Raw genomic sequence first — 24,388 nt, 5'->3', positions numbered from 1 at the left:
CCGGCAGTCCCGCGAAGACCCCGCCCCAGCTCAGGGGCGGGGTCTTTTTTCATGTCACTGCGTATGTCCGGTAACGCTTCGGCATCCAGCGTCGTGCAGGTCATTGACACTCTCCGGGACGGGGATCTACCGTCCTTCTCAGTGATTGGAAAGTTTCCTAACAGTTGAACGCAGGAGCACCCCGCGCAGCGGGACCACGCCGGGACAGAGGAGGATCGGGCACGTGACCGAGAACACCCGAACCCCTCTCGCCGGCACCCCCAGCCTGCTCCGCGCGATCAACGACCGGGCCGCCCTGGAGCTGCTGCTGGCCAACGGCCCGCTCTCCCGCACCCAGATCGGCACCCTGACCGGCCTCTCCAAGCCCACCGCCTCCCAGCTGCTGGCCCGGCTGGAGTCGGCCGGCCTGGTCCTGCCGGTCGGCACCACGGCCGGCGGCCCCGGCCCGAACGCGCAGCTGTACCAGGTCAACCCCGCCGCCGGGTACGTCGCCGGGCTGGACGTCACCACCAGCCACGTCCGGGTCGCGGTGGCCGACATCACCGGCGCAACCCTCGCCGAGCACCTGGCCCCGACCAAGGGCTGGCCCGCCGCCGCCACGGTCGAGCGGACGGCCGAGGCCGTCGCCGAGGCGGTACGCAAGGCCGGGCTGGCCCCCGACGCCCTGCGCGAGATCGTGATCGGGGTGCCGGGTGCGCTCGACCCGGTCAGCGGCAAGCTGCGCTACGCCTCCCACCTGCCCGGCTGGCACTCCCCCCGGCTGCTGGCCGAGCTGGAGGCGGCCCTCGGTGCGCCGGTGAGCATCGAGAACGACGTCAACCTGGCCGCGATCGCCGAGCAGTCCTTCGGCGCCGCGCAGGGCTGCGAGGACTTCGTCCTGCTCTGGGCCGAGGAGGGCATCGGCGCCGCGATCGTCATCGCGGGCCGGCTGCACCGCGGCTTCACCGGCGGCGCGGGCGAGGTCGGCTACATGCCGGTGCCCGGCGCGCCCGTGATCCACAACGTCCGCCGGAAGAACTCCGGCGGCTTCCAGGAACTGGCCGGGGCGGACGCCGTACTCGCCCTCGCCCGGGAGCACGGCCTGGCCGCGCCGACGGCCGAGGAGGCGATCGCCCTCGCGCTGACCACCCCCGACGAGGGGGACCGGTTCCTGGAGACCCTGGCCGAACGGCTGGCCGTCGGCCTCGCCGTGATCGTCTCGGTGGTCGACCCCGAGCTGGTGGTGATCTCCGGCGGCATCCCGACAGCCGGCGGCGACCGGCTGCGCGGGCTCGTCCAGGAGGCCCTGGCCGGCATCTCCATCCCCCGCCCGGAGGTGCGCAGCAGCACCGTGCCCGGCTCCCCCGTCCTGCACGGCGCGCTGCAACGCGCCCTCGCCACCGCCCGGGAAGCGGCCTTCAGCACTCACTGACCGTCCCTTGAACCGCAAGAACCCATCCCCCATGCACGGGCCGAAGGGCGATGACGCCTGCCCCCGTACCCCCAGGAGGACTCTCCAGTGCACACTCCCCGCAGATCCCGCCGCACGGTCGCCGCCCTCACCGGCAGCGCCGTCCTGGCCCTCCTCGCGACCGCCTGCACCGGCACGAACTCGGGCGGCGGGCAGGACGACTCGGCCTCCGGCAAGGATGTGACCATCACCTTCTGGCACGGCTGGAGCCAGGACAACGAGACGAAGGCGATCAACGACAACGTCGCCGCCTTCGAGAAGCTGCACCCGAACATCCATGTCAAGGTCGTCGCCAACATCGCGGACGACAAGAGCGAGCAGGCGCTGCGGGCCGGCGGCTCGGACGCGCCCGACGTGGTGTCCTCCTTCACCACCGACAACGTCGGCAAGTTCTGCTCCTCCAAGGTCTGGACGGACCTCACGCCGTTCCTGAAGAAGGACGGCGTCGACCCGGCGAAGACCTTCCCGGCCGCGATGCTCAAGTACAGCCAGTTCCAGGGCAACCAGTGCTCGCTGCCGCTGCTCGGCGACGCCTACGGGCTCTACTACAACAAGACCGCCTTCGCGGCGGCCGGGATCACGGCGCCGCCGAAGACCTTCAGCGAGTTCGAGGCGGACGCGGTCAAGCTGACGATCGCAGACGGCGAAGGCTACAAGCAGCTCGGCTTCATGCCGACGTACCACGGCTACGAGTCCGTCCCCGCGCACTTCCTCGGCCAGTACGGCGCCACGTACTTCGGCGAGGACGGCAGGTCGAACATCGCCTCCGACCCCAGGGTCGCCGCGATGTACACCTGGCAGAAGGGGCTGGTCGCCAAGCTCGGCGGCTTCGAGAAGCTGGAGAAGTACCGCACCGGCTTCGGCGACGAGTTCAGCTCCAAGAACCCGTTCCACACCGGCCAGGTGGCGATGTCCATCGACGGCGAGTGGCGGACGGCCTCCCTGGCCGAGGAGAAGCCCGCCTTCGAGTGGGCCACCGCGCCCTTCCCGGTGCCGGACGACCAGGCGGCCACGTACGGCCGCGGCTACCAGACCGGCACCATCATCGGCATCGCCCGGACCAGCCAGAAGCAGGCGGCGGCCTGGGAGTTGGTCAAGTACCTGACCACCAACACCGACGCGGTGGTCAGCTTCGCCAACGCGATCCACAACGTACCCAGCACCATCGAGGCCCTGGGCTCCCCCAAGCTGGACGCCGACCCGAACTTCAAGACCTTCCTGGACATCGCCAGGAACCCCGACTCCAGCACCACCCCGGCCAGCATCAACGGCGGCGCGTACCAGGTGAGCATGCAGAACCTGGGCTACGAGTTCGAGTCCGGCAAGCAGACCGACCTGCAGGCCGGGCTGGCGAACACGGCCAAGGAGATCGACGCGGCCGTCAATCAGGCCAAGTGACATGGCTCTCCACAGTTCGGTCCTCCTGCGGAGGAAGCACCGCCGGGAGACGGCCCGCACGCTGGCCTTCCTCTCCCCCTGGCTGATCGGCTTCGGCGTCTTCTTCGCCTACCCCCTGGTCTCCACCGTCTACTTCTCCTTCATGAAGTACGACGGCTTCACGGCCCCGGTCTTCACCGGTCTGAAGAACTGGGATTACGTCTTCAACCACTACCCCTTCTTCTGGCAGGGGCTGCGGAACACCCTCTGGCTGGTGGTCGTGATGGTGGCCCTGCGGGTCGTCTTCGGCCTCGGCATCGGGCTGCTGATCACCAAGCTGAGGACCGGCACCGGCTTCTTCCGCACCGCCTTCTACCTGCCGTACCTGGCCCCGCCGGTGGCCGCCACGATGGCCTTCGCCTTCCTGCTCAACCCGGGCACCGGGCCCGTCAACCACCTGCTCGGCGACCTCGGCCTGCCGCAGCCCGGCTGGTTCACCGACCCGAGCTGGTCGAAGCCCGCGCTGACCATGCTGGCCATGTGGGGCGTCGGCGACCTGATGGTGATCTTCATGGCCGCACTGCTCGACGTGCCCAAGGAGCAGTACGAGGCCGCCGAGCTGGACGGTGCGGGCCCGTGGCAGCGGTTCCGGTACGTCACCTTCCCCAACATCTCGCCGATCGTGATGTTCGCGGTGGTCACCGGGGTGATCCAGACCATGCAGTACTACACCCAGGCGATCGTCGCCGGGAAGGTCGCAAGCGGCGTGATCGGCGGCTCGGGCCAGCAGTTCGAGCCCGGCTATCCGCACGGCTCCACCTGGACGCTGCCGCAGATGGTCTACAGCCTCGGCTTCCAGCGCTTCGACACCGGCTCGGCCTGCGTGGTCGCCCTGGTGCTGTTCGCGATCTCGATGGCCTTCACCTCCCTGCTGCTGCGCCGGGGCGCCGGATTCGTCTCGAACGAGGACTGAGCGAATGACCCTGACGATCTCCCTGCCGCTCACCGCGAGGACCGCCGCCGCCCGGGTGGCCCGCCGGCGGGCCGTCCTGCACTGGGTGGCCGTGCACTCGCTCGCCGTCGCGGCCGCGCTGTTCTTCCTGCTGCCCTTCGTGTTCGTCTTCCTCACCTCGGTGATGACGGACCGCCAGGCCCTCACCTCCGAGCTCTGGCCCACCCAGTGGCAGTGGGGCAACTACCTGAAGGTGTGGCAGACGCCGGGCTTCCTCGGCTGGTGGCGCAACACCCTGGTGTACGCCGGCCTCGGCACCCTGCTGACCGTCGTCTCCAGCGTCCCGGTCGCGTACGCGCTGGCCAAGTTCCGCTTCCGGGGCCGGAACCTGGCGCTGATGGCGGTGATCTCGATGATGATGCTGCCGCCACAGGTGACGGTCGTCCCGATGTACCTGTTCTGGGCCAAGCAGCTCCATCTCACCGGCACGCTCTGGCCGTTGATCATCCCGATGGCCTTCGGCGACGCGTTCTCGATCTTCCTGCTGCGGCAGTTCCTGCTGACCATCCCCAAGGAGTACATCGAGGCGGCCCGGATCGACGGCTGCGGGGACCTCCGCACGCTGCTGCGGGTGGTCCTGCCGATGGCCAGGCCGGCCATCGCGGCGGTGGCGCTGTTCCAGTTCTTCTACTGCTGGAACGACTACTTCGGGCCGCAGATCTACGCCAGCGAGAACGAGGGCGCCTGGACGCTCTCGTACGGGCTGGAGTCCTTCAAGGGCGCCCACCACACCAACTGGAATCTCACCATGGCCGCGACGCTGCTCGTGATGGCTCCGGTGATCGTGCTGTTCTTCTTCGCGCAGAAGGCCTTCATCGAAGGCGTGACTTTGACAGGGGTCAAGGGCTGATGTCACTCAAGTTGGCAATCGTCGGCGGCGGTTCGACCTACACGCCGGAGCTGATCGACGGTTTCGCCCGGCTCCGCGACACGCTCCCGATCGGCGAGCTGGTCCTGATCGACCCGGCCGCCGAGCGGCTGGAGCTGATCGGCGGGCTGGCCCGGCGGATCTTCGCCAGGCAGAGCCACGACGCGGTGGTGACCACCACCTCGGACGTGGCGGCTGGGGTCGCCGGCGCGGACGCCGTACTGCTGCAGCTGCGGGTCGGCGGGCAGGCGGCGCGCAACGAGGACGAGACCTGGCCGCTGGAGTGCGGCTGCGTCGGCCAGGAGACCACCGGCGCCGGCGGACTGGCCAAGGCGCTACGGACGGTGCCGGTGGTGCTCGACATCGCCGAACAGGTCCGCCGGGCCAGCCCGGACGCCTGGATCGTCGACTTCACCAACCCGGTCGGCATCGTCACCCGGGCCCTGCAGACCGCCGGCCACAAGGCCGTCGGCCTGTGCAACGTGGCGATCGGCTTCCAGCGCAGATTCGCCGCGCACCTGGGCGTGGCACCCGAGCTGATCCGGCTGGACCACGTCGGCCTCAACCACCTCACCTGGGAGCGCGGCGTCACCCTGCTGGACGCGCCGGGCTCCGACAGCGGGCGCGAGGTGCTGCCGGAGCTGCTCACCTCGTACGGCCCGCAGATCGCCGACGACCTGCTGCTGCCGCTCCCGGTGATCCGGCGGCTCGGCGTCGTCCCCTCGTACTACCTGCGGTACTTCTACCAGCACGACCTGGTGGTGGAGGAGCTCAAGGTCAAGGGCTCACGCGCGGCGGCGGTGGCGGCCATCGAGCAGGAGCTGCTGACGATGTACGCCGACCCGACGCTGGACACCAAGCCCGCGCTGCTCGGCAAGCGCGGCGGCGCGTTCTACTCCGAGGCCGCCGTCCAGCTGATCGCCTCGCTGCTGGGCACCGACGGCGGCACCAGTGTCCAGGTGGTCAACACCCGCAACGACGGCATCCTGCCCTTCCTGCCGGACGACGCCGTGATCGAGGTTCCGGCCGCCGTCGACGCGGACGGCGTACGACCGCTGGCGCAGCGGCCGGTCGAGCCGCTGTACGCGGGCCTGATCGCCGCCGTCACGGCGTACGAGCAGCTCGCCCTGGACGCGGCGCTCAGGGGCGGCCGCGACCGGGTGTTCGACGCCCTGCTCGCCCACCCCCTGGTGGGCCAGCTGGAGCTCGCCGACCGGCTGACGGACCGCCTGCTGGCGCACAACCGCGAGCACCTCGGCTGGGCTTGAGCGGCATCCTCCCCGGCCGGGGCGGCCGGGGCACGTACAAGGCGGGGACCTGATGGACCACCAGCACACTGAGCAACTCCCCGGCGTCCTCGCCATCGACGCCGGGAACAGCAAGACCGACGTCGCCCTGGTCGGCGCCGACGGCACGGTGCTCGGCACCGCCCGCGGCGGCGGCTTCCAGCCCCAGCTCGACGGCGCCGAGGAGGCGATCGCGGGCCTGGCGCCGCTGGTCGAGGCGGCGGCCGCCGAGGCCGGGCTGAACCTCGACGGCGTCCTGACCACCCATGTCAGCGCCTGCCTGGCCAACGCCGACCTGCCGGTCGAGGAGGAGCTGCTGCAGGCCGCGATCGCGGCCAGACCGTGGGGCAGATCGAGTGCCGTCGCCAACGACACCTTCGGCCTGCTGCGGGCCGGCACCGACGGGCCGCGCGGTGTCGCCGTGGTCTGCGGCGCCGGGATCAACTGCGTCGGCCTGCTGCCGGACGGCCGTACCGCCCGCTTCCCCGCCCTCGGCCAACTGACCGGGGACTGGGGCGGCGGCGGCGGGCTGGCCTCGGAGTCCATGTGGCACGCGGCCCGTGCGGAGGACGGCCGGGGCGCGCCGACCGCGCTCGCCGCCGCGATCGCCGCGCACTTCGGGCTGCCCAGCACCAACGCCGTCGCGGAGGCGATGCACCTGGGCCGGCTCGACCGGGGGCGGCTGCACGAGATCGTCCGGGTCCTGTTCGCGGCGGCCACGGCCGGGGACGCCACCGCGCTGGACCTGATCGACCGCCAGGCGGACGAGATCGCCAGACTCGCGGTGGTCGCCCTGACCAGGCTGGAGCTGCTGGCCGAGCCGACCCCGGTGGTGCTCGGCGGTGGTGTGCTGGCCTCCCGCGAACCGCTGCTGCTCGACAACGTGACCGCCCGGCTGGCCGCCGTCGCACCGCTCGCCGAGCCGCGCATCGTCATCGCGCCCCCGGTGCTAGGTGCCGCCCTGCTCGGGCTCGACCACCTGGCCGCCGGCGGCCTCGGCGGCGGGCCCGCCGCCCAGCAACGCCTGCGCGCCTCGTACGCGACGCCGCAGCCCCTGGCCGCCTGACGATCCATCAGACGGGGTGGTGCGCGGGCCCGCACGCCCGCGCACCACCCCTCGGTGATCTTCTACGACCTCCGTCATGAGCCTGCGCACAGCCGAGATCCCCGACCGCCTGCGGCAGTCCGAGGAGAGGACGCTCCGGCGGCTGCCCAGGCTGCTGACCTTCGCCGCGCTGCTGCTGATCCCGTGGATCGGCGTGCTGGTCCTCCAGATCGACGGCCGGGTCGGCGCGCGGGACTTCGCCAACTCCTGGATCGGCCTGGACCTCTTCGAGGTGATCGCCCTGCTGTCGCTCGCCGCGCTGGTCCGCCGCCGGCACCGGGGCAGCAGCCCGCTGGCCGCCGCGACCTCTGTGCTCTTCGCCCTGGACGCCTACTTCGACGTGATGTCCGCCGCGCCCTCGCTCGACTACTTGTTCGCCTCACTGCTCGCCTACGTCGCCGAACTGCCCATCGCGCTGCTGCTGGCCCGGCTCTCCTGGTACACGCTGCGCTGGGCCGCTCAGCCCTGACGGAAGGCCCTGCGGTACTCGCGCGGGGCGACCCCGACCCGGCGGACGAAGGCCGGGCGCAGCGAGACCGCCGAGCCGAAGCCGCAGCGGACGGCGATCTCGTCCACCGGCAGGTCCGTCTCCTCCAGCAGCCGCTGGGCCGTCAGGACCCGCTGCTCCAGCAGCCAGCGCAGCGGGGGCGTCCCGGTCGCCTCGGTGAAGCGGCGCGCGAAGGACCGTTCGGACATCAGCGCCAGCGCGGCCAACTGCTTGATGGTCCATGGGGTTTCGAGGGAGCCGAGGACGGCGGCGCGGACCGCTGCCAGCGAGTCGTCCCGGCCGCTGTCCTCGGGCACCGGTGACGGGATGAACTGGGCCTGGCCGCCGGCCCGGAACGGCGCGGTGACCATGGCCCGGGCGATCGCGGCGGCGGCCCGCTGGCCATGGGCCGAGCGGACCAGGTGCAGGCAGAGGTCGATCCCCGCCGCGACTCCGGCCGAGGTCCAGACCTCGCCGTCCCCGGCGAAGAGCACCTCGGGATCGACCTCCACGGCCGGGTGGCGGCGGGCCAGTTCGGCGGCCAGCCACCAGTGGGTGGTGGCGCGGCGGCCGTCCAGCAGCCCGGCGTCGGCCAGGAGGAACGCGCCGGCGCAGAGCGAGGCGACCGGGACGCCGCGCTCGTGGACGGCCCGGAGCGCGTCCAGGATCTCCGGAGCGGTCGGCGCGAGCGGATCCTCGATACCGGGCACGATCACCAGATCGCAGCCGGGCAGCGCCTCCAGGCCGTGGTCGGGGAGCCGTTCCAGCCCGCCGCCGAGCCGCACCCGGGTGCCCTCGGGCCCGCAGACCCGCAGTTCGAAGGGCGGCAGCCCGGGCCTGGTGGCCCGGTTGGCGAAGACCTCGCCGATCACCGCGTAGTCGAAAGCGCGTACCCCGTCGAGGATCAGGCAGCCCACCGTTCGCATGGCAGGAATCTATCGATCACCGGCGGCAGAGCCTCTCACCGGCTCCCCGTGCCCGGCGAGAGCATGGAGCCATGACGAACACCAGCGCATTCAACGCCCCGCTCGAGATCGCCGACGACGCCGTCCTGCTCGTGATCGACGTCCAGCAGGGTTTCGAGGACGAGGACTTCTGGGGCCCGCGGGACAACCCCGAGGCCGAGCAGCGGATCGGCGAGGTCCTGAGGGCCTGGCAGGACACCGGTCGGCCGGTGGTGATGGTCCAGCACCAGTCCGCGCGCGGCCCGCTGGTGCCCGGCACCCCCGGGTACGAGCTCAAGCCGGTGGTGGCCGGAGCCAAGTGGGACCTGCACATCACCAAGACCGTGAACAGCGCCTTCTACGGCACCCCCGACCTGCACGCCTGGCTCCAGGAGCGCGGCGCCACCCAGCTGGTGGTCATCGGCATCATGACCAACGTCTGCAACGAGACCACGGCCCGGATGGGCGGCAACCTCGGCTACGACGTGGTCTTCCCGATCGACGCGATGCACACCTTCGACATGGCCGGCCCGGACGGCGAGGCCGTGCCCGCCGCCCAACTCGCCCGCGGTACGGCCGCGGTGCTGCACGCCATGCGCTTCGCCAAGGTGGTCACCACCCAGGCGGTGCTGGAGGCGGCAGCCCGGACCCAGGGACGCCGGTGAGCTCGGCGGTCCCTGGGCACGTGGGGCGTGGCTGATCAGGCGGCGAACACGTTCGTGCCCCACCCGATCGGGATATTGGCGCTTGCCGTGTCGTTGTCGGCCAACGGCATCCGGCAGACCGAGGCGTGCGACTCCTTGTCCTCCGGGGCGACCGGGACGGCGCCGCTCGCGGAGTCCACGGTGACCTGCTGGATCCGCCAGCCGTTCGGGCCGTTGAACGCCACTCTGAGCTTCGCCTTGCCGTGGTCGCAGAAGAAGTAGTTGTAGACGTCGCCGATCTTGCCGCTGTGCGGTCCGTTCATGAAAATCACGGTGCACTTGCTCGGGTCGGTGACGTTGCCGACCGTGTCGGCCCCGTAGCCGGTCGGGATCTGTCCTGATGCCATGTCAGCCTCCATGAGTCTGGGAGCGGCCGGCGGAGCGGGCCGGCCGGCGGCCTCCTGCTGGCCTCCGTCGTTCTGCGGAGGGATCGGGTCTCCGTGGCGCCATGAGGCGACCGCGGCGGCTCCACGCGGGTCGCTCGGGTCCGCGGTCGGCGGGCACACCCCGTCGGGGAAGTGAGGAGCGAAGTATCCGACGATCTTCGCCGCCCTGCGCGGCGAGTTGTGGGAGAAGACGCCGTTGCCCTGCCCGTTGTCGACCGCTCCGGACTGGAGCGAGTTGCCACCCTTGGTGATCACGTTGTTCTGGTCGAAGCCGATGACCAGCTCGGTGTGGCCGCCGTTGCTGAAATTGACCCAGGCGCCGATCGAGGGGAATTCCGACCATTGACCGTGCTTCTGCGCCCAGGTACTGAAGGTACCCACGTTGTCGGTTTTCGGGACGATGTCGGCGAGCCCTGCGTCCGAGTACATGCACCAGTCGAATATCGCGCACCAGGCCACACCGTTCTCGCCGAACTGTCGGCCGAACCGGGTGTCGTTGTCCCATCCCCCGTTGTTCTGGAACGTCTCGTAGACCTTCTCGGGAACCGCAAGGACGCCGTCGAGAAGAGTCTTCCACTGCGGCATCGGTCAGTATCCTCTCGGTTCTCGATTCGGGTCCGCCTGCTGAATACCGAAGCCGTTCGCGCTGCCGTGTCCCCGGCCGAGGGATTTCGTCAGCAGATCACCGCCGTCGCGACGGATTCCGTACGAGGTGATGATGTACTGGATCCCGGCGGCGATCGACGCGACCAGGTTGTAGATGTCCAGGGACGTCCCGGCCACATGATTCGCGGCGAATGTCTGCGGGATGCACTGCACCGCCCCTCTGGAGCACTGCCCCGGGTGACCGTCGGGGGCCGGGCCTCCGCCGAACAGACCGGGTACGTTCTTGGCATTCAGGTCATTGGTGTTGATCTGCCACTTAGGAGCATTGAATGCGCTCTCCCGTCCGGCGATCGTCACCATGCCGGGAACCCAGTGGGTCTCCGGGACCCCGAGAATCCGGCACGCCTCGCGGGCGGCGGCCCGGCACGCATCCTCGCCGGACGGCCCCTTGCCCTTCTCGTTGAACTGAATCTGACTCGTGGAGATCTTGCCCGGGGCGTTCGTGGCAGCCCCGAGGGAGGGCGGAGGAGTGGGGACGAGGGCCTCATCGAGCAGGCGGGTCACAGTGACCACCTTCTTCGGAGAGTCTTCGGAGAGTCGAGAGATCGCCGCAGGGCGGGACACGGGGGGTTGTCCAGCTCGAAGCTGCGCCCGCATCGGCGCGACATTCTCAGTGTACGTCCGTTCCGGCGGCGCGCATCTGGCCGAGCCGGGCGGGGAGTTGGGTGTCACGGACCGCGATCGGCGGCCGCCTGATGTTGAATCAGAAAGCATCGGGCCGCCGAGGATCCCAGATGAACTTTTGGTCACGTACCGAGATGCCCCGTTTTGGCCGTTGAGCCGACTGTTCGATTACCGCTACTCTCCCGGGTTCCACCGCACCGTAACGGTGCCGATCCGCAGGGAGCACACGCCAGATGGCGATCCGCAAGTCCACCATGCAGGAGCAGGTCGCCGCGGCGATCGCCGCGATCGAGCCGAGCGACCGGCCCGTCGTCACCTTCCACACCGTCACCGGGCCGAGCCCGTGGCTGATGAGCCAGCTCGGCCTGATCGGCCAGCTGTTCGTCAAGTACTACTTCGTCACCCTCACCGAGCGGGTCGTGGTCGTGCACCACGCCTCGCGGATGAGCAACCGCCCCAAGGAGCTCGCCTTCGTGATCCCGCTGGAGCAGGCCCGCGGGCTGGTCACCCAGGTGGACCGCGGCACCCTGTGGAGCTCGCTGCGCTTCCAGTTCCCGGGCGAGGAGAAGCCGACCCGCCTGAACATCGGCCGCTACTGGCGCACCGAGCTCGACCAGTTCGTCCCGGCCCTGACCGGCGTGAGCATCACCGCCTGACCGGCCGACCGGCAGGTCCGTGCGGCCGGGGGCTCAGAGCCCCTGGCCGCGCACCCACTCCGCGAGGATTTTGGCGCAGCCGTCCACCGACTCGCGCCAGGTACGGTCCGCGCCCTCGCCCGCCTCGTCGCTCACGTGCTTGACCAGCCGGACCGGCACACCGGCCCGCCGGGCCACGGTGGCGATCGCGTAGCCCTCCATGTCGACCAGGTCCGCGCTCTGCGCCAGGCGGTCGCGGGCCGCGGGGTCGGAGACGAAGAGGTCACCGGTGGCCAGCGTCGGCCCGGCCGCGTCACTCAGCGTGATCGCTGCGCCGTACGTCTTGCCGGTGAGCGCCTTCAGCACCGGGGTGTCGATGTCGTGCTGCAGCACCTGCGCGATCTCGTGGGTACCGGACCAGCCCGGGCGCAGCGCGCCCGCGGTGCCGAGGTTGACGATCTCCGAGGGGCGTTCGCCCTGCGCCAGGACGGTGGCCAGCGAGGCGGCCGCGTTGATCTTCCCCATGCCGGTGAGCAGCACGGGGAGGCCGTCGCCGAGGTACCCGGCCTCCTCCTGGACGGCCAGGACGAGCAGCGGGCGGTCGGGGGTGATCGTTCCGAGGAGGCGCATGGGCTCCATGGTAGGCGGCGCCACCCCGGTGATCCCAGGGGGCGGGAACCGCATAGGGTCGTCCCGCGTCGCCCTGACCGAACGCCCCGCGACAGAGCACGGGCCGAAGCTCAAGATCCGCGCAACTCACGTGTGACCGTCGGAGCAGGCGGCCATACTGCAGGCATCGGGCCCGGCCCCGCGTACGGGGCGGTCCACAGGGGAGGGTGGGGCAGGTGGCAACACCGGTGAAGACGGGGGAACAGGCGCCGAGACCGGCGCCGTCCGCACAGCGCGCTCTGGCGCAGCTGCGGCGGACGGTCGACACGGCGCCGGGCCGGTTGCGGATGGCGAGTGCGGTCCTCGCCGTCCTGGTGGTGGCCTTCGGCGCACTGACGGCCTGGCAGGTCAGCGGCCGGGCACACGCGGCGGACCAGGTGGTCTCGCACAGCCAGCCGCTCAGCCAGGACGCCGCCGAGATCTACCGCTCACTCGCCGACGCCGACACCACGGCGGCCTCCGGCTTCCTGCTCGCCGGCGACGCGCCCCAGGCCCTGCGCGACCGGTACGAGAACGACCTCGCGACGGCCGCCCGGCTGCTCGCCCAGGCCGCGGCCCGCACCGATGCGGCCTCCGACGCCCAGCAGTGGGTGGCCGCGCTCAACCAGCAACTTCCGCAGTACGCGGGCCTGGTGGAGACCGCCCGGGTCAACAACCGGCAGGGCCTGCCGCTCGGCGGCGCGTACCTGCGCTACGCCTCCCATCAGATGCAGGACACCATGCTCCCGGCCGCGCAGCGCCTGGTCGACGCGGAGGCCCGGCAGCTGGACGGCGACTACGCGGAGGCGAGGTCCTTCCCGTGGGCGGCGATCGGGCTCGGGGTGCTGGCGCTGGCCGCGCTGCTCTGGTGCCAGGTGCAGCTGCTGCGCCGCACCAACCGGGTGTTCAACGCGGGCCTGGTCGGCGCGACGGCGGCGGTGCTGGCGGCGGTGCTCTGGCTGCTGGCGAGCAGCCTCTCCGCCCGCGTCGACCTGGCGGACAGCCGCTTGCACGGCGCCGGCCCGCTGCGGTCCCTGAACGCGGCCCGGATCGAGGCACTGCAGTCCCGTGCCGCCGAGAACCTCGACCTGGTCGCCCGGGGCGCCACGGACGGCTACAGCAAGCGCTGGACGGCGGTCACCGAGATGCTGTCCGGCCCGCCGGCGGCGAACGGCCGGTCCTGGGCCCGGGGCAGCACGCTCGCCCAGGCCAGGCAGGACGCGCCCCGCGACGCCGACTCGGCGCTGGCCCAGGCTCAGACGCTCTTCACCGCCTGGGACTCCCGGCACCGGGCCGCCGCAACGAGCAACGACGGCGGCGACTACGAAGCCGCGCTGAAGACCGTCATCGGCACCTCCGGCGGTAGCGGCACGGACACCTCGGATCAGGCGTTCAACGCGATGGACCAGCAACTCGCCCGGGCGGCGGTCATCGAGCAGGCTGCGTTCAAGGCATCGGCGCAGGGCGTGGGCGGCTCGCTGGACACCCTGGCGGCCGGAGCGGGCCTGCTGGCCGTGCTCGCGGCGGTCGGAGTGGTCGTGGGCCTCGGCCGGCGCCTGGCCGAGTACCGGTAGGGGGAGATGACCATGCGTACGGTTCGGACTCGGGTTCTGCTGCTCGCGGCCGTGGTGGCCGCCGGATTGCTCGGCGCGGGAACCTCCCACGGAGCGCCGGGAGTTGCCGCACACGTGCCGGAGAGGGCGCCGGAGCAGGCCGCGGCCGGGCCGGCCGACGACTGCAGCGGGCAGACCCTGCCGCCGAGTTCGGCCGAGAGCGGGCCGAAGGTCCAGGAGATCAAGCACCGCGGCACGCTGATCGTCGGCGTGGACCAGAACAGCTACCACTGGGGCTTCCGGAACCCGCAGACCGGCCGGATCGAGGGCTTCGACATCGACCTGGCAAGGGCGGTGGCCAAGGCCGTCCTCGGCGACCCGGAGAAGGTGACCTTCAAGACCGTCCCGACGGCGAAGCGTATTGAAGCCATCAGGACCGGTCAGGTCGATCTGATCACGCGTACGATGACGATCACTTGCGACCGGTGGAAGGAGATCTCCTTCTCGGCGCCGTACTTCGCCTCCGGCCAGCGGCTGGTGGTGCCCAAGGCGGCGAAGGTCACCACGATGGCGCAGGGGCTGAACGGCAAGCGGGCCTGCGTGGCCGACCAGTCCTCCTCGCAGGCGGAGCTCAAGCGGGACTCGCGCGGCGCCTCGGAGGTCAAGGTGCAGGAGAACCAGCTGGACTGCCTGGTGCTGATGCAGCTCGGCAAGGTCGACGCGACCCTGACGGACGTCGCACTGGCGGCCGCGCAGGCCGCGCAGGACCCGACGGTCGAGGTGGCCGGCGAGACCATCGCGCCCGCCCACATGGGCATCGCGATGAAGAAGGAGGACACCGACCTGGTGGCACGGGTGAACCAGGTGCTGGTGGACTACCGGGCCGACGGCGGCTGGCAGGCCTCCTACGACCGCTGGCTGGCGTCGAGCATGGGCGCCTCCTCGGCGGAGTACCAGAAGTAGTCTGAGGGGCTTTCAACGGACGAGACATCACGACGGAGGAGAGGAAGGACGTGGCGTTGGCAGGATCTGCTGGCCCGGTGATGAGCCGGGAGGAGGTGGACCGCGCACTGGCGCGGCTGGGCGCGGAGCGCGATGCCGTGGAGGCCGCGCTGCTGGCTCTGCAGGACCACCCCGGCCGCCGCCTGCTGGAGGGCGCCGCGCTGAGCGGACGTACCCGGGAGCGCTGGTCCGTCGCCGAGCAGGGCCTGACGCTGCTCTGGGCGCTCTTCGACCGCTACTCGGAGGCGCTGGCCTCGGCCCGGGCGGTCCGCTCGCGGCGCAACCGGCCGGGCAGCCCGGAGCTGGCCGAGCTGAGCGAGCTGCTCGGCGGCGCCGCCGTCACCGTCTCGGGCGGCCAACTGCCCGACGTGGCCGGCCCGGTGCCGGCCCGGCTGGTGGAGCAGGTCAGCCTGGCCGAGCTGATGGACCGGATGAACGCCTGGTACGCCACCGTGCTGGAGGTGGTGAACGCCGCCGACGCCGTGTGGTCCGCGCTGCCCGCCAGGATCGACCTGCTGCTGGCCGAGCTCGGACGGGTCCGGATGCTCTCCGTCTCGGTCGGCGTGCGGCCGGGTGTGCACCCGCTGGCCGACGATCTGGCCGGGCTGGCGACCGAGTTGACGGCGCTGCGGGCCGAGGTGCTGGCCGACCCGCTGGCGCTGTGGCGCCCCGGCCGGGTACCCGCGCAGGGCGGCGGCGTCACCATCACGGCCTCGTACGCCGCGATGTCCGGAGTGGTGGACACCGAGCGCTTCGACCGGGCGGGCCGGGCGCTGGACGGTGTCCGGGTTGAGCTGGAGGGGCTGCTGCGCCTGCGGGACGAGGCCCAGGAGCGGCTGCAGCAAGTCGGCGATCTGCTGCAGCGCGCCGATGCCACGCTCGCCGAGGCCCGGCGGGCCAGGGGCGAGGTGCTGGCGAAGATCGCCGCGACCGAGGTGCCCGCCGTGCCGGGCCCGGCCTCGGCGCTGCGCGAGCGGATCGTCCAGGCCTCGGAGCTGCAGCAGAGCGGTCAGTGGCACCGGCTCGCGCCGCTGCTGGACGCCCTGGAGGACGCCGCGGCCAAGGAGTTGACGCGGGCCAGGCACTCGCTGACCGAGGTGGCCCAGCCGCTCGCGGTCCGCGCCGAGCTGCGCGGCCGGCTGGAGGCGTACAAGGCGATGGCCGCACGCCTGGGCGTCGCCGAGGACCCGGAGGTGATCGAGCGCTTCGAGAAGGCCCGCTGGCTGCTCTGGAGCGCTCCCTGCGACCTGCGGGCGGCGGCCGACGCCGTGGGCCGCTTCCAGCAGGCGCTACGGCCGCCGGCCAGGCCGGCGGCGGGGGCACCGGCGGCTGCGCCGGTGGACAGGTACCAGGACGGGCAGGGGGCTTGAGGGTGATGGGCGAGGCATGTGCGCGGCCGGAGTGCTCCGGCGACGGCGTCATCGACGAGGACGGGTACTGCACCGAGTGCGGGCTGGCCCCGCTGCCGGTGGCCGTCCCCGCAGGCAGCGGGGCCGGGTGCACCCGTGACTGTCCCGGCACCATCGACGCGGACGGCTACTGCGACGAGTGCGGCCTGGCCGCCGAGCCCGACGGGCGGACCGAGCCGTATGTGCCCTCGGCGCGCGTCTCCCCCGACTCCTCACGTACGGGCTCCGCGCGCGCGATGTCCGGGCGCTCCCGCTCGCACCGCTCCTCCCGTACCGGCAGCGGCCGTTCGGTCTCGGTGCGCAGCAGCAAGGGCAGCACCGGCACCGCGCGGCGCGGCAGTCTGGGCGCCGGCCTGGTGACGGTGCCCAGCGTGCCGAGCCCGGACCCGGCGGCGGCCGTGCTGGCCGACCCCGAGGTGCCCGAGCGCAAGCGGTTCTGCAGCAAGTGCGAGACCCCGGTCGGCCGGGAGAAGAACGGCCGGCCGGGCCGGCCGGACGGCTTCTGCACCAAGTGCGGCACGCCGTACTCGTTCACGCCCAAGCTGGTCCGCGGCGATCTGGTGGGCGGTCAGTACGAGGTGCTGGGCTGCCTGGCGCACGGCGGCCTGGGCTGGATCTACCTCGCGGTGGACCGCCGGGTGAGCGACCGCTGGGTGGTGCTCAAGGGCCTGCTGGACACCGGGGACGAGGACGCCCTCGCGGTGGCCATCGCCGAGCGCCGCTTCCTGGCCGAGGTGGACCACCCGAACATCGTCCGCATCATCAACTTCGTCGAGCACCCGGACCTGCGGACCGGCTCCACCGACGGCTACATCGTCATGGAGTACGTCGGCGGCAAGTCGCTCAAGGACATCGCCAACGACCGCCGCACGCCGGACGGCCGCCGCGACCCGCTGCCGGTCGAGCAGGCCATCGCGTACGCGCTGGAGGCGCTGCCCGCGCTGGGCTACCTGCACGGCCGCGGGCTGGTGTACTGCGACTTCAAGATCGACAACGTGATACAGAGCGAGGACTCGCTCAAGATCATCGACATGGGCGCCGTCCGCCGCTTCGACGACGACGGCCCGATCTACGGCACCGTCGGCTACCAGGCGCCCGAGATCGCCACCGACGGCCCGTCACCCGCCTCCGATCTCTACACCGTGGCCCGCACCCTGGCCGTGCTGACCTTCGACTTCCAGGGCTACAGCACCACCTACCGCTTCGAGCTGCCCGGCCCCGAACAGGTGCCGCTCTTCGCGCAGTACGAGTCGTACTACCGGTTCCTGGTCCGCGCCACCGACCCCGACCCGGCCCGCCGGTTCTCCTCCGCCGAGGAGATGGCCGACCAGCTGACCGGTGTGCTGCGCGAGGTGCTGAGCCTGCAGGACGGCCGGCCGCGCCCGGCGCTCTCCACCCTCTTCGGCCCGGAACTACGGGTCGTGGACACCGAGCTGGCCACCGAGCCGATCGACCCGGCGGCCGCCGCACTGGCCCTGCCGGTCCCCCGGGTCGACCCATCCGACCCGAACGCCGGCTTCCTGGCGACCCTCGTCGCCGGTGCACCCGCCGAGGCGCTGGCCGCCCTGAGCAGCGCTCCGGCGCCCTCCGTCGAGCTGGCCCTGCGCGAGCTGCGGGCCCACCTGGAGCTCCGCGACGCGACCGCCGTCGCCGACGCGCTGGCCGGGCTGGAGGCGGACCACCCCGACGACTGGCGGGTGGTCTGGTACCGCGGCCTCGCGGCGCTGGTGACATCCGGGCCCGCCGAGGCGGCCGAGGCCTTCGACGCGGTGTACGACGCGTTCCCCGGCGAGGCCGCACCCAAGCTGGGCCTGGCCGTCTGCGCCGAACTGCTGGGCAACGGCGAGGACGCCGCCGAGTTCTACCGGCTGGTGGGCAGCACCGACCGGGCGTACGTCAGCGCCGCCTTCGGGCTCGCCCGCGTCCGGCTCGCCGCCGACGACCGGCCCGGGGCGGTACGCGCCCTGGAGGCCGTACCCGAGGCCTCCGTGCACTTCACGGCCGCCAGGATCGGCGCCGTCCGGGCCCGGCTGCGCGGCCGCTCCCCCGACGAGGCGATCGGCCCCGAACTGGCCCGGTGCTCCGAGCAGCTGACCGCGCTCGCACTGGACGCCCGGCGCCGCGAGGAGCTCTCCGTCGAGGTGCTGGACACCGCCCTCGGCTGGGTGCTGGCCGGCCGACCCGCCGGCCCCGCGACGCCGCAGGCCGGCGAGCTCAGCCTGCTCGGACATCCCGCCAATGAGCGGGAACTGCGCTTCGCCCTGGAACACTCCTATCGAGTGTTGGCGCGGTTGTCCGACCGGGCCGAGACCAGGATCGAAATGGTGGAGCGGGCGAACCGGGCCCGCCCCCGGACGTGGGTGTGAACCAATGCCGCAGCAGACCGTGTGCCCGACCTGTGCAGAGCCGCTGGACCCGGAGGACGTCTTCTGCGGGTCCTGCGGTCTGAGCCTGGCCGATCCCCCGATCCGGACCGATCCCCCACAGGCCTCTGCCGACCCGGCCCGTCCGGGCTGCGTCCACTGCGGCGCGGCCGAGGTCGCCGCGGACGGCTACTGCGAGGCCTGCGGGGGCGTCCAGCCCCGCCCGCGTGACCACCAGGAGCGCTCGCTGGCGGGCGTCGCCGGGGTCACCGACCGTGGGCTGCGCCACCACCGCAACGAGGACGCCTTCACCGTCGCCGCCACCTCGCTGCCCGGCGGCGAGCCGGCCGTGGTCGCGGTGGTCTGCGACGGCGTCTCCTCCTCCGCGCGTCCTGACGAGGCGTCGGCCACCGCCGTGGACGCCGCCTCCGAGTCCCTGCTGACCGCCCTGGAACAGGGGCAGCGCCCCGACACCGCGATGCGCGGCGCGATCGCCGAGGCCGCACGCGCGGTCGCCGAGCTCGCGAACGACGGCACCACCACGCCCGGCGGCAGCCTCAACGCGCCCGCGTGCACCTACGTCAGTGCGGTCTCCGCCGCCGGGCTGGTCACCATCGGCTGGGTCGGCGACACCCGCGCGTACTGGATCCCGGACGACCGGGTGGGCGCCGAGCCGTACCGGCTGACCGAGGACGACTCCTGGGCGGCCCGGATGGTCGCCGCCGGGCTGATGGGCGAGGCGGAGGCGTACGCCGACCCGCGCGCGCACGCCATCACCGGCTGGCTGGGCGCGGACGCCGAGGAGATCGACCCGCACACCGTCAGCTTCACCCCGCACGTCCCCGGCGTGCTGCTGATCTGCACCGACGGCCTGTGGAACTACGCCGAGGCCGCCACCGACCTGGCCGAGGTCGTCCGGGCCGACGCCCGGACGGACCCGCTGGCCGCCGCCCGGACCCTGGTGAGGTTCGCGGTGGAGGCCGGCGGCCACGACAACATCACCGTCGCCGTGCTGCCGATCACCCCGGCGGCCGACGAGCACGCCCCGACCCTGGTGGACCTGCGGGCCGTGCCGCCGCAGCCGACGTACGCGCCGACCGTCGCCACCGTCACCGTCTGACCATCACTCATCCGACCGCTCGACAGGAGCAGCAGCGATGGCAATTCTGTCCAAGTCGCACCCGCGATTCAGCGTCGACATCTTCCAGAACGAGTACCTCGCGGAGGGGGCTCGGGAGGTCAACGCGATCGTCACCGTCACCGCGACCGGCGGTGGCACCTCGGGTGGGCTGCCGACGGCACCCGTGGACGGCGCGGGCGCGGCCGTGGTCATCATGGTCGACTGCTCGGGTTCCATGGACTACCCCTCCGCCAAGATGCGCAACGCCCGGGAGGCCACCGCGGCCGCCATCGACACCCTGCGCGACGGCGTCGCCTTCGCCGTGGTGGCCGGCACCCACGAGGCCGTCGAGGTCTACCCGGCCAACCGGGGCCTCGCCATCGCCGACGACGCCACCCGGGGCCAGGCCAAGCAGGCCCTGCGCAAGCTCACCCCGGCCGGCGGCACCGCGATCGGCACCTGGCTGACCAAGGCCCACCAGCTGTTCGAGAGCCGCGCCGACATAGCCATCCGGCACGGCATCCTGCTCACCGACGGCCGCAACGAGCACGAGAAGCCGGCCGACCTGCAGCGCGTCCTGGACAAGGTCACCGGCCGCTTCACCGTCGACTGCCGGGGCGTCGGCACCGACTGGGAGGTCGCCGAGCTGCGCAAGATCTCCTCCACCCTGCTGGGCACCGTCGACATCGTCGCGGAGCCCTCCGGCCTGGCCGAGGACTTCCGCAGCATGATGGAGAAGGCGATGGGCAAGCAGGTCGCCGACGTCGCGCTGCGGGTCTGGACGCCCGCCAACGCGGTGGTGAAGTACGTCAAGCAGGTCGCCCCCGACATGGCGGACCTGACCGACCGCCGGGCCGAGGCGGGGCCCCGGGCGGGCGACTACCCGACCGGCTCGTGGGGCGACGAGAGCCGCGACTACCACGTGTGCGTCGAGGTGCCGGCCGCCGCCGTCGGCAACGAGATGCTCGCCGCCCGGATCAGCCTCGTCCTGCCGCAGCCCGACGGCGGCTCCGAGGTGCTCTCGCAGGGCCTCGTCAAGGCCGTCTGGACGGATGACCTGGCCTCCTCCACCCGGATCAGCCCGCAGGTCGCCCACTACACCGGCCAGGCCGAGCTCGCGTCCTCCATCCAGGAGGGCCTGGAGGCCCACCGCGCCGGGGACGTCGACCGCGCGACGGCCAAGCTGGGCGCGGCCGTACGACTCGCCCACGAGACCGGCAACGACGGCACGTTCAAGCTGCTGCAGAAGGTGGTCGACGTTGTCGATCCGAAGGAGGGTACGGTTCGGTTCCGTAAGAACGTGACCGAGGCCGACTCGATGACTCTCGAGACCCGGTCGACCAAGACCGTACGGGTGAAGAAGTGACCGGTTCAGCTGACCGAAGCAGGCCTGCTGGAATGTGGGGGAATTGATGGCGATCTGCCCTAGGGGCCATGAGTCGCAGGCCGAGGACTGGTGCGACTTCTGCGGCTTCCCGATGACGCCGCCGCCCGGCCTGGCCGTGCCGGGCTCGGCGCCGTTCGGCGCTCCTGCGGGCGCACCCCCCGCGCCGCCCGGCCCGCCGCCCGGCGCACCCCGGCCGCCGGCCCCGCCGGTGGGCCCGCCTACGGCGCAGCCGATGGGGCAGCCCGACGTCACGGCCGGCCTGGTCACCTGCCCGATCTGCCGGTCGCCGCAGACCGGGCGGTACTGCGAGGAGTGCGGGTACGACTACGACCTCTCCTCGCCGTCCCGCCGGCAGAGCCCGCCCGCCGCGGCCGCACCGGCCGGGTACGGCTACCCGCCGCCCGCGCCCTCCCCCTCCCCGTACCAGCCGCCGACCCCGGCGCCTGCGCCCACGCCCGCTCCGTACCAGCCGCCGGTGCCGCCGCCACCGCCCGCGGAGCCTTCGCCGTTCCGGCCCCCGACGCCCGCTCCCGGGCCGTTCGAGCCCTCCTCCTCGTTCGAGGGTGGCTCGCCGTTCGAGAAGGCCCGGCCCTACGAGAACGCGGCCCCGTTCGAGAAGGCCCGCCCGTTCGAGCAGGCGCCGGCGTTCCCCGAGCCCGACGGCTACGAGCGGACCGGCCCGGTGTATGCGCAGCCCGGCCCGAACGCCCCGGGTGACGAGTTCGGGACGTCGTTCCGGCTGGCGCCCCCCGCGGGTGCCCCGGCCGGGCCCCCGGCGCCGCCCGCCCGCGCCACCTGGATGGCCGTGGTCAGCGCCGACCGCGACTACTTCACCGACATGATGGCGCGCAGCGGCCCCGAGGCCGCCGGGCTGTTCTTCCCGCCGTACTGCCCGGAGCGTCGTATCCCGCTGACCGGCCGCGGCCAGCTGCGGATCGGCCGGCGCAGCCAGCACCGCGGCACCGTGCCGGAGATCGACCTCTCGGTGCCGCCGGAGGACCCGGGAGCCTCGCACCAGCACGCCATGCTGGCCGAACAGGCCGACGGCAGCTGGGTGCTGGTCGACCAGGACTCCACCAACGGCACCACCGTCAACGGCGGCGCCGACCCGGTGCCCCCGCACACGGCGATCCCGCTGAACGACGGCGACCGGATCCACATCGGCGCCTGGACCACCATCACCCTGCACCGCTCCTGACGGACCGTCGGCCGGGCCCTCGCGGCCCGGCCTCCACGGCCCGTCCGGCAATCCTCAAGATTCGCACAGAGACTCGCACGGGACCCTCACCAAGCCCTAGTGTCTGTGGGCATGACTGCAGCAATAACCGCTGACGTGATCCGGAAGCGGTACGGGGATGTCCAGGCCGTCGACGGGGTGTCACTCACCGTCGAGACTGGCGAGTTCTACGGAATTCTTGGGCCCAACGGGGCCGGTAAGACCACCACTCTGGAGATCCTGGAGGGGATCCGCGAGCCCGACGAGGGCCGCGTCGAGCTGCTGGGGATGGCCCCCTGGCCGCGCAACACCAAGCTGCTGCCGCGCATCGGCGTGCAGTTCCAGGCCTCGGCCTTCTTCGTGAAGCTGACGGCCCGTGAGACCATCCGCACCTTCGCCTCCTTCTACGGCGTCGGCCCCAAGCGCGCCGATGCGATGCTGGAGCGGGTCGGCCTGGCCGACTCCGCGTCCGTGCTGACCGACCAGATGTCCGGCGGCCAGGCGCAGCGGCTCTCCATCGCCTGCGCCCTGGCCCACGACCCGGAGCTGGTCTTCCTGGACGAGCCGACCACCGGCCTCGACCCGCAGGCCCGCCGCAACCTCTGGGACCTGCTCCGGGACATCAACTCCGAAGGCCGTACGGTCGTGCTGACCACCCACTACCTCGACGAGGCCGAGGTGCTCTGCGACCGGGTCTCGGTGATGGACCACGGCAAGGTGCTGCGGACGGGCGCCCCGGCGGCGCTGGTCCGCGAGATCGACGACACCGTGCGGGTGAGCGTCGAGTCAGGCCTGCTGACCGCGGACTCGGCCCGCGCGCTGTTCACCGCCGCCGGCGCCGAGATCACCAACCTGGAGGACGACGGGGTCTCACTCGCCGTCTCGACCCGCGCCCCGGCCCCGGTGCTCTCCGTACTGGCGGAGCAGGGCGCCCTGCGCGGACTCGAGGTGCGCGGAGCCACCCTGGAGGACGTCTTCCTCCAGCTGACCGGACGGGAGTACCGCGCATGAGCACTCCTCCCCCTGCTGACCGGACCGAGAAGGAGCGGGTCAGCGCGTTCGCCAGCCTCTCCCGGGTGATGCTGGTCGGCTTCCTGCGGGACAAGGCCGCGCTGTTCTTCGTGCTGGCCATGCCGCTGATGTTCCTGCTGCTCTTCGGCGTGCTGTTCAAGAGCGCCGGCGCCTCGCACGTGAAGGTCGCCCAGGTCGGCCAGGTGCAGGTGCTGGACTCGGTGCAGGGCGACGGCCGGGCGGAGCTGGAGAAGGTCCTCACCATCACCAAGGTCGACGACGAGAGCGCCGCCCTCCAGAAGGTGAAGAAGGGCGAGCTGGACGGGCTGATCGAGCAGGGCCCGGGCGGCCAGGTGGTGCTGCGCTTCAGCGCGGCCGACCAGGTCAAGGGCGGCAGCGTACGGGCCATCATCGACTCCGTGGTGCGGCAGGCCAACCAGGCGGCCTCCGGCCGGGAGCCGGCCTTCACGCTGGTACCGAGCCAGGTCGAGGACAACTCGCTGAAGCCGATCCAGTACCTGACACCCGGCCTGCTGGGCTGGGCGATCGCGACCGGCGCGGTGTTCGGCGCCTCGTTCACCCTGGTCAACTGGCGCAAGAAGCGGGTGCTCCGCCGGCTCCGGCTGGCACCGGTCAGCGCCGGCGCCGTGGTCGGCGCGCGGGTGGGCGTGAGCGTGGCGGTCGCGCTGGCCCAGACCGCGATCTTCCTGGTGGTGGCCACCATGCCGTTCTTCGGCCTGAAGCTCACCGGCGACTGGTGGCTGATCGTGCCGCTGGTGGTCTGCTCCACGATCGCCTTCATGTCGATCGGCCTGGTCACGGGCGCGGTCGCCAAGACCGAGGAGGCGGCGAACGGGATCAACCAGATCATCGTGCTGCCGATGTCGTTCCTCGGCGGTGCGTTCTTCCCGCTGGACGGAGCGCCCGACTGGCTGCAGACCTTCTCCCGCTTCCTGCCGCTGCGCTACCTGGTCACCTCCGCCCAGTCGGTGCTGACCCGGGGCGGCGGCCTGATGGACGCCCTGCCCGCCATGGGCGGACTGCTGGCCTTCGCCGCCGTGATGACGGCGATCGCCTGGCGCTTCTTCAGCTGGGACGACGCGTAGGACCGACCGACGCCGGTCTACGGATCGGG

Annotated in this window: 22 protein-coding genes; 18 read left to right on the top strand and 4 right to left on the bottom strand. The window is 72.1% G+C overall.

All coding sequences use genetic code 11. From position 1 onward, the window contains the following. The first annotated feature begins 223 nt into the window (after positions 1-223). The 7 genes from FB465_RS25265 (at position 224) to FB465_RS25235 (ending at position 7,567) form a co-directional block, all read left to right on the top strand. Positions 224-1,411 (top strand): ROK family transcriptional regulator, encoded by a 1,188-nt coding sequence (locus FB465_RS25265; protein WP_145794115.1) that lies wholly within the window; start codon positions 224-226, stop codon positions 1,409-1,411. Between the two features lie 87 nt (positions 1,412-1,498). Continuing rightward, the gene (locus FB465_RS25260) at positions 1,499-2,848 is read left to right on the top strand and encodes an ABC transporter substrate-binding protein (RefSeq protein WP_145794113.1); all 1,350 of its coding nucleotides are present in this window, start codon (positions 1,499-1,501) and stop codon (positions 2,846-2,848) included. Between the two features lies 1 nt (position 2,849). Then, positions 2,850-3,800: a carbohydrate ABC transporter permease gene (locus FB465_RS25255; RefSeq protein ID WP_145794111.1), complete on the top strand. Its 951-nt coding sequence runs from the start codon at positions 2,850-2,852 to the stop codon at positions 3,798-3,800. 4 nt (positions 3,801-3,804) lie between these two features. Further along, on the top strand, positions 3,805-4,689 hold the full coding sequence (locus FB465_RS25250) for a carbohydrate ABC transporter permease (RefSeq protein WP_145794109.1): 885 nt from the start codon (positions 3,805-3,807) through the stop codon (positions 4,687-4,689). Continuing rightward, a complete protein-coding gene (locus tag FB465_RS25245) occupies positions 4,689-5,975 on the top strand; it encodes a 6-phospho-beta-glucosidase (protein WP_145794107.1) in 1,287 nt (428 codons plus the stop codon). The genes FB465_RS25250 and FB465_RS25245 overlap by 1 nt, the downstream gene beginning before the upstream one ends. 52 nt (positions 5,976-6,027) lie before the next feature. Further along, complete coding sequence (locus tag FB465_RS25240; RefSeq protein ID WP_145794106.1) at positions 6,028-7,059, top strand: N-acetylglucosamine kinase; 1,032 nt, start codon at positions 6,028-6,030, stop codon at positions 7,057-7,059. A 76-nt stretch (positions 7,060-7,135) separates the two neighbouring features. Then, positions 7,136-7,567 carry a hypothetical protein gene (locus FB465_RS25235; protein WP_145794104.1) on the top strand — a complete coding sequence of 144 codons (432 nt, stop codon included), beginning with the start codon at positions 7,136-7,138 and terminating at the stop codon, positions 7,565-7,567. On the opposite strand, the gene FB465_RS25230 is transcribed toward FB465_RS25235, so the two are convergent. Further along, on the bottom strand, positions 7,558-8,511 hold the full coding sequence (locus tag FB465_RS25230) for a GlxA family transcriptional regulator (protein WP_145794102.1): 954 nt from the start codon (positions 8,509-8,511) through the stop codon (positions 7,558-7,560). The two genes, FB465_RS25235 and FB465_RS25230, sit on opposite strands and share 10 nt — an antisense overlap. A gap of 71 nt (positions 8,512-8,582) precedes the next feature. Here FB465_RS25230 and FB465_RS25225 point away from each other — a divergent pair, with 71 nt between their 5' ends. Beyond that, positions 8,583-9,194: a cysteine hydrolase family protein gene (locus FB465_RS25225; RefSeq protein ID WP_145794101.1), complete on the top strand. Its 612-nt coding sequence runs from the start codon at positions 8,583-8,585 to the stop codon at positions 9,192-9,194. Between the two features lie 35 nt (positions 9,195-9,229). Here the strand turns inward: FB465_RS25225 and FB465_RS25220 are convergent, their stop codons facing one another. Both FB465_RS25220 and FB465_RS25215 read right to left on the bottom strand, forming a co-directional pair. Further along, positions 9,230-10,204, bottom strand: coding sequence for a hypothetical protein (locus FB465_RS25220; protein ID WP_145794099.1), 975 nt, complete (start codon positions 10,202-10,204; stop codon positions 9,230-9,232). Positions 10,205-10,207: 3 nt separating this feature from the next. Beyond that, positions 10,208-10,789, bottom strand: a complete 582-nt coding sequence (locus tag FB465_RS25215; RefSeq protein ID WP_145794097.1) for a lysozyme family protein — start codon at positions 10,787-10,789, stop codon at positions 10,208-10,210. 353 nt (positions 10,790-11,142) lie between these two features. On the opposite strand from FB465_RS25215, the gene FB465_RS25210 reads away from it, so the two are divergent. Beyond that, positions 11,143-11,565: a hypothetical protein gene (locus FB465_RS25210; protein WP_145794095.1), complete on the top strand. Its 423-nt coding sequence runs from the start codon at positions 11,143-11,145 to the stop codon at positions 11,563-11,565. A gap of 33 nt (positions 11,566-11,598) precedes the next feature. Here FB465_RS25210 and FB465_RS25205 read toward each other — a convergent pair whose 3' ends face one another. Next, positions 11,599-12,174, bottom strand: a complete 576-nt coding sequence (locus tag FB465_RS25205; protein ID WP_246192825.1) for a nucleosidase — start codon at positions 12,172-12,174, stop codon at positions 11,599-11,601. 227 nt (positions 12,175-12,401) lie between these two features. Between FB465_RS25205 and FB465_RS25200 the strand changes: the two genes are divergently transcribed. From FB465_RS25200 to FB465_RS25160, 9 genes are all read left to right on the top strand, one after another. Continuing rightward, positions 12,402-13,766, top strand: coding sequence for a hypothetical protein (locus FB465_RS25200; protein WP_246192824.1), 1,365 nt, complete (start codon positions 12,402-12,404; stop codon positions 13,764-13,766). A 12-nt stretch (positions 13,767-13,778) separates the two neighbouring features. Continuing rightward, the gene (locus FB465_RS25195) at positions 13,779-14,708 is read left to right on the top strand and encodes a glutamate ABC transporter substrate-binding protein (RefSeq protein ID WP_145794092.1); all 930 of its coding nucleotides are present in this window, start codon (positions 13,779-13,781) and stop codon (positions 14,706-14,708) included. A gap of 50 nt (positions 14,709-14,758) precedes the next feature. After that, positions 14,759-16,117, top strand: coding sequence for a hypothetical protein (locus FB465_RS25190; protein WP_425461214.1), 1,359 nt, complete (start codon positions 14,759-14,761; stop codon positions 16,115-16,117). 5 nt (positions 16,118-16,122) lie between these two features. Further along, the gene (locus FB465_RS25185; protein WP_145794090.1) at positions 16,123-18,522 is read left to right on the top strand and encodes a serine/threonine-protein kinase; all 2,400 of its coding nucleotides are present in this window, start codon (positions 16,123-16,125) and stop codon (positions 18,520-18,522) included. A gap of 4 nt (positions 18,523-18,526) precedes the next feature. Next, entirely contained in the window at positions 18,527-19,639 is a 1,113-nt protein-coding gene (locus FB465_RS25180) for a PP2C family protein-serine/threonine phosphatase (RefSeq protein ID WP_145794088.1), read from the top strand. 37 nt (positions 19,640-19,676) lie between these two features. Next, on the top strand, positions 19,677-21,005 hold the full coding sequence (locus FB465_RS25175) for a vWA domain-containing protein (protein WP_145794087.1): 1,329 nt from the start codon (positions 19,677-19,679) through the stop codon (positions 21,003-21,005). A gap of 46 nt (positions 21,006-21,051) precedes the next feature. Continuing rightward, positions 21,052-22,224 carry an FHA domain-containing protein gene (locus FB465_RS25170; protein WP_145794085.1) on the top strand — a complete coding sequence of 391 codons (1,173 nt, stop codon included), beginning with the start codon at positions 21,052-21,054 and terminating at the stop codon, positions 22,222-22,224. A gap of 111 nt (positions 22,225-22,335) precedes the next feature. Continuing rightward, positions 22,336-23,253, top strand: coding sequence for an ABC transporter ATP-binding protein (locus tag FB465_RS25165; RefSeq protein WP_145794083.1), 918 nt, complete (start codon positions 22,336-22,338; stop codon positions 23,251-23,253). Next, positions 23,250-24,359 carry an ABC transporter permease gene (locus FB465_RS25160; protein WP_246192823.1) on the top strand — a complete coding sequence of 370 codons (1,110 nt, stop codon included), beginning with the start codon at positions 23,250-23,252 and terminating at the stop codon, positions 24,357-24,359. The genes FB465_RS25165 and FB465_RS25160 overlap by 4 nt, the downstream gene beginning before the upstream one ends. Positions 24,360-24,388 lie beyond the last annotated feature (29 nt).

Source organism: Kitasatospora atroaurantiaca (genome assembly GCF_007828955.1).
Taxonomy (GTDB): domain Bacteria; phylum Actinomycetota; class Actinomycetes; order Streptomycetales; family Streptomycetaceae; genus Kitasatospora; species Kitasatospora atroaurantiaca.
Note: the sequence above shows the minus strand (reverse complement) of the source record. Positions and strands in the feature narration are given on the sequence as shown.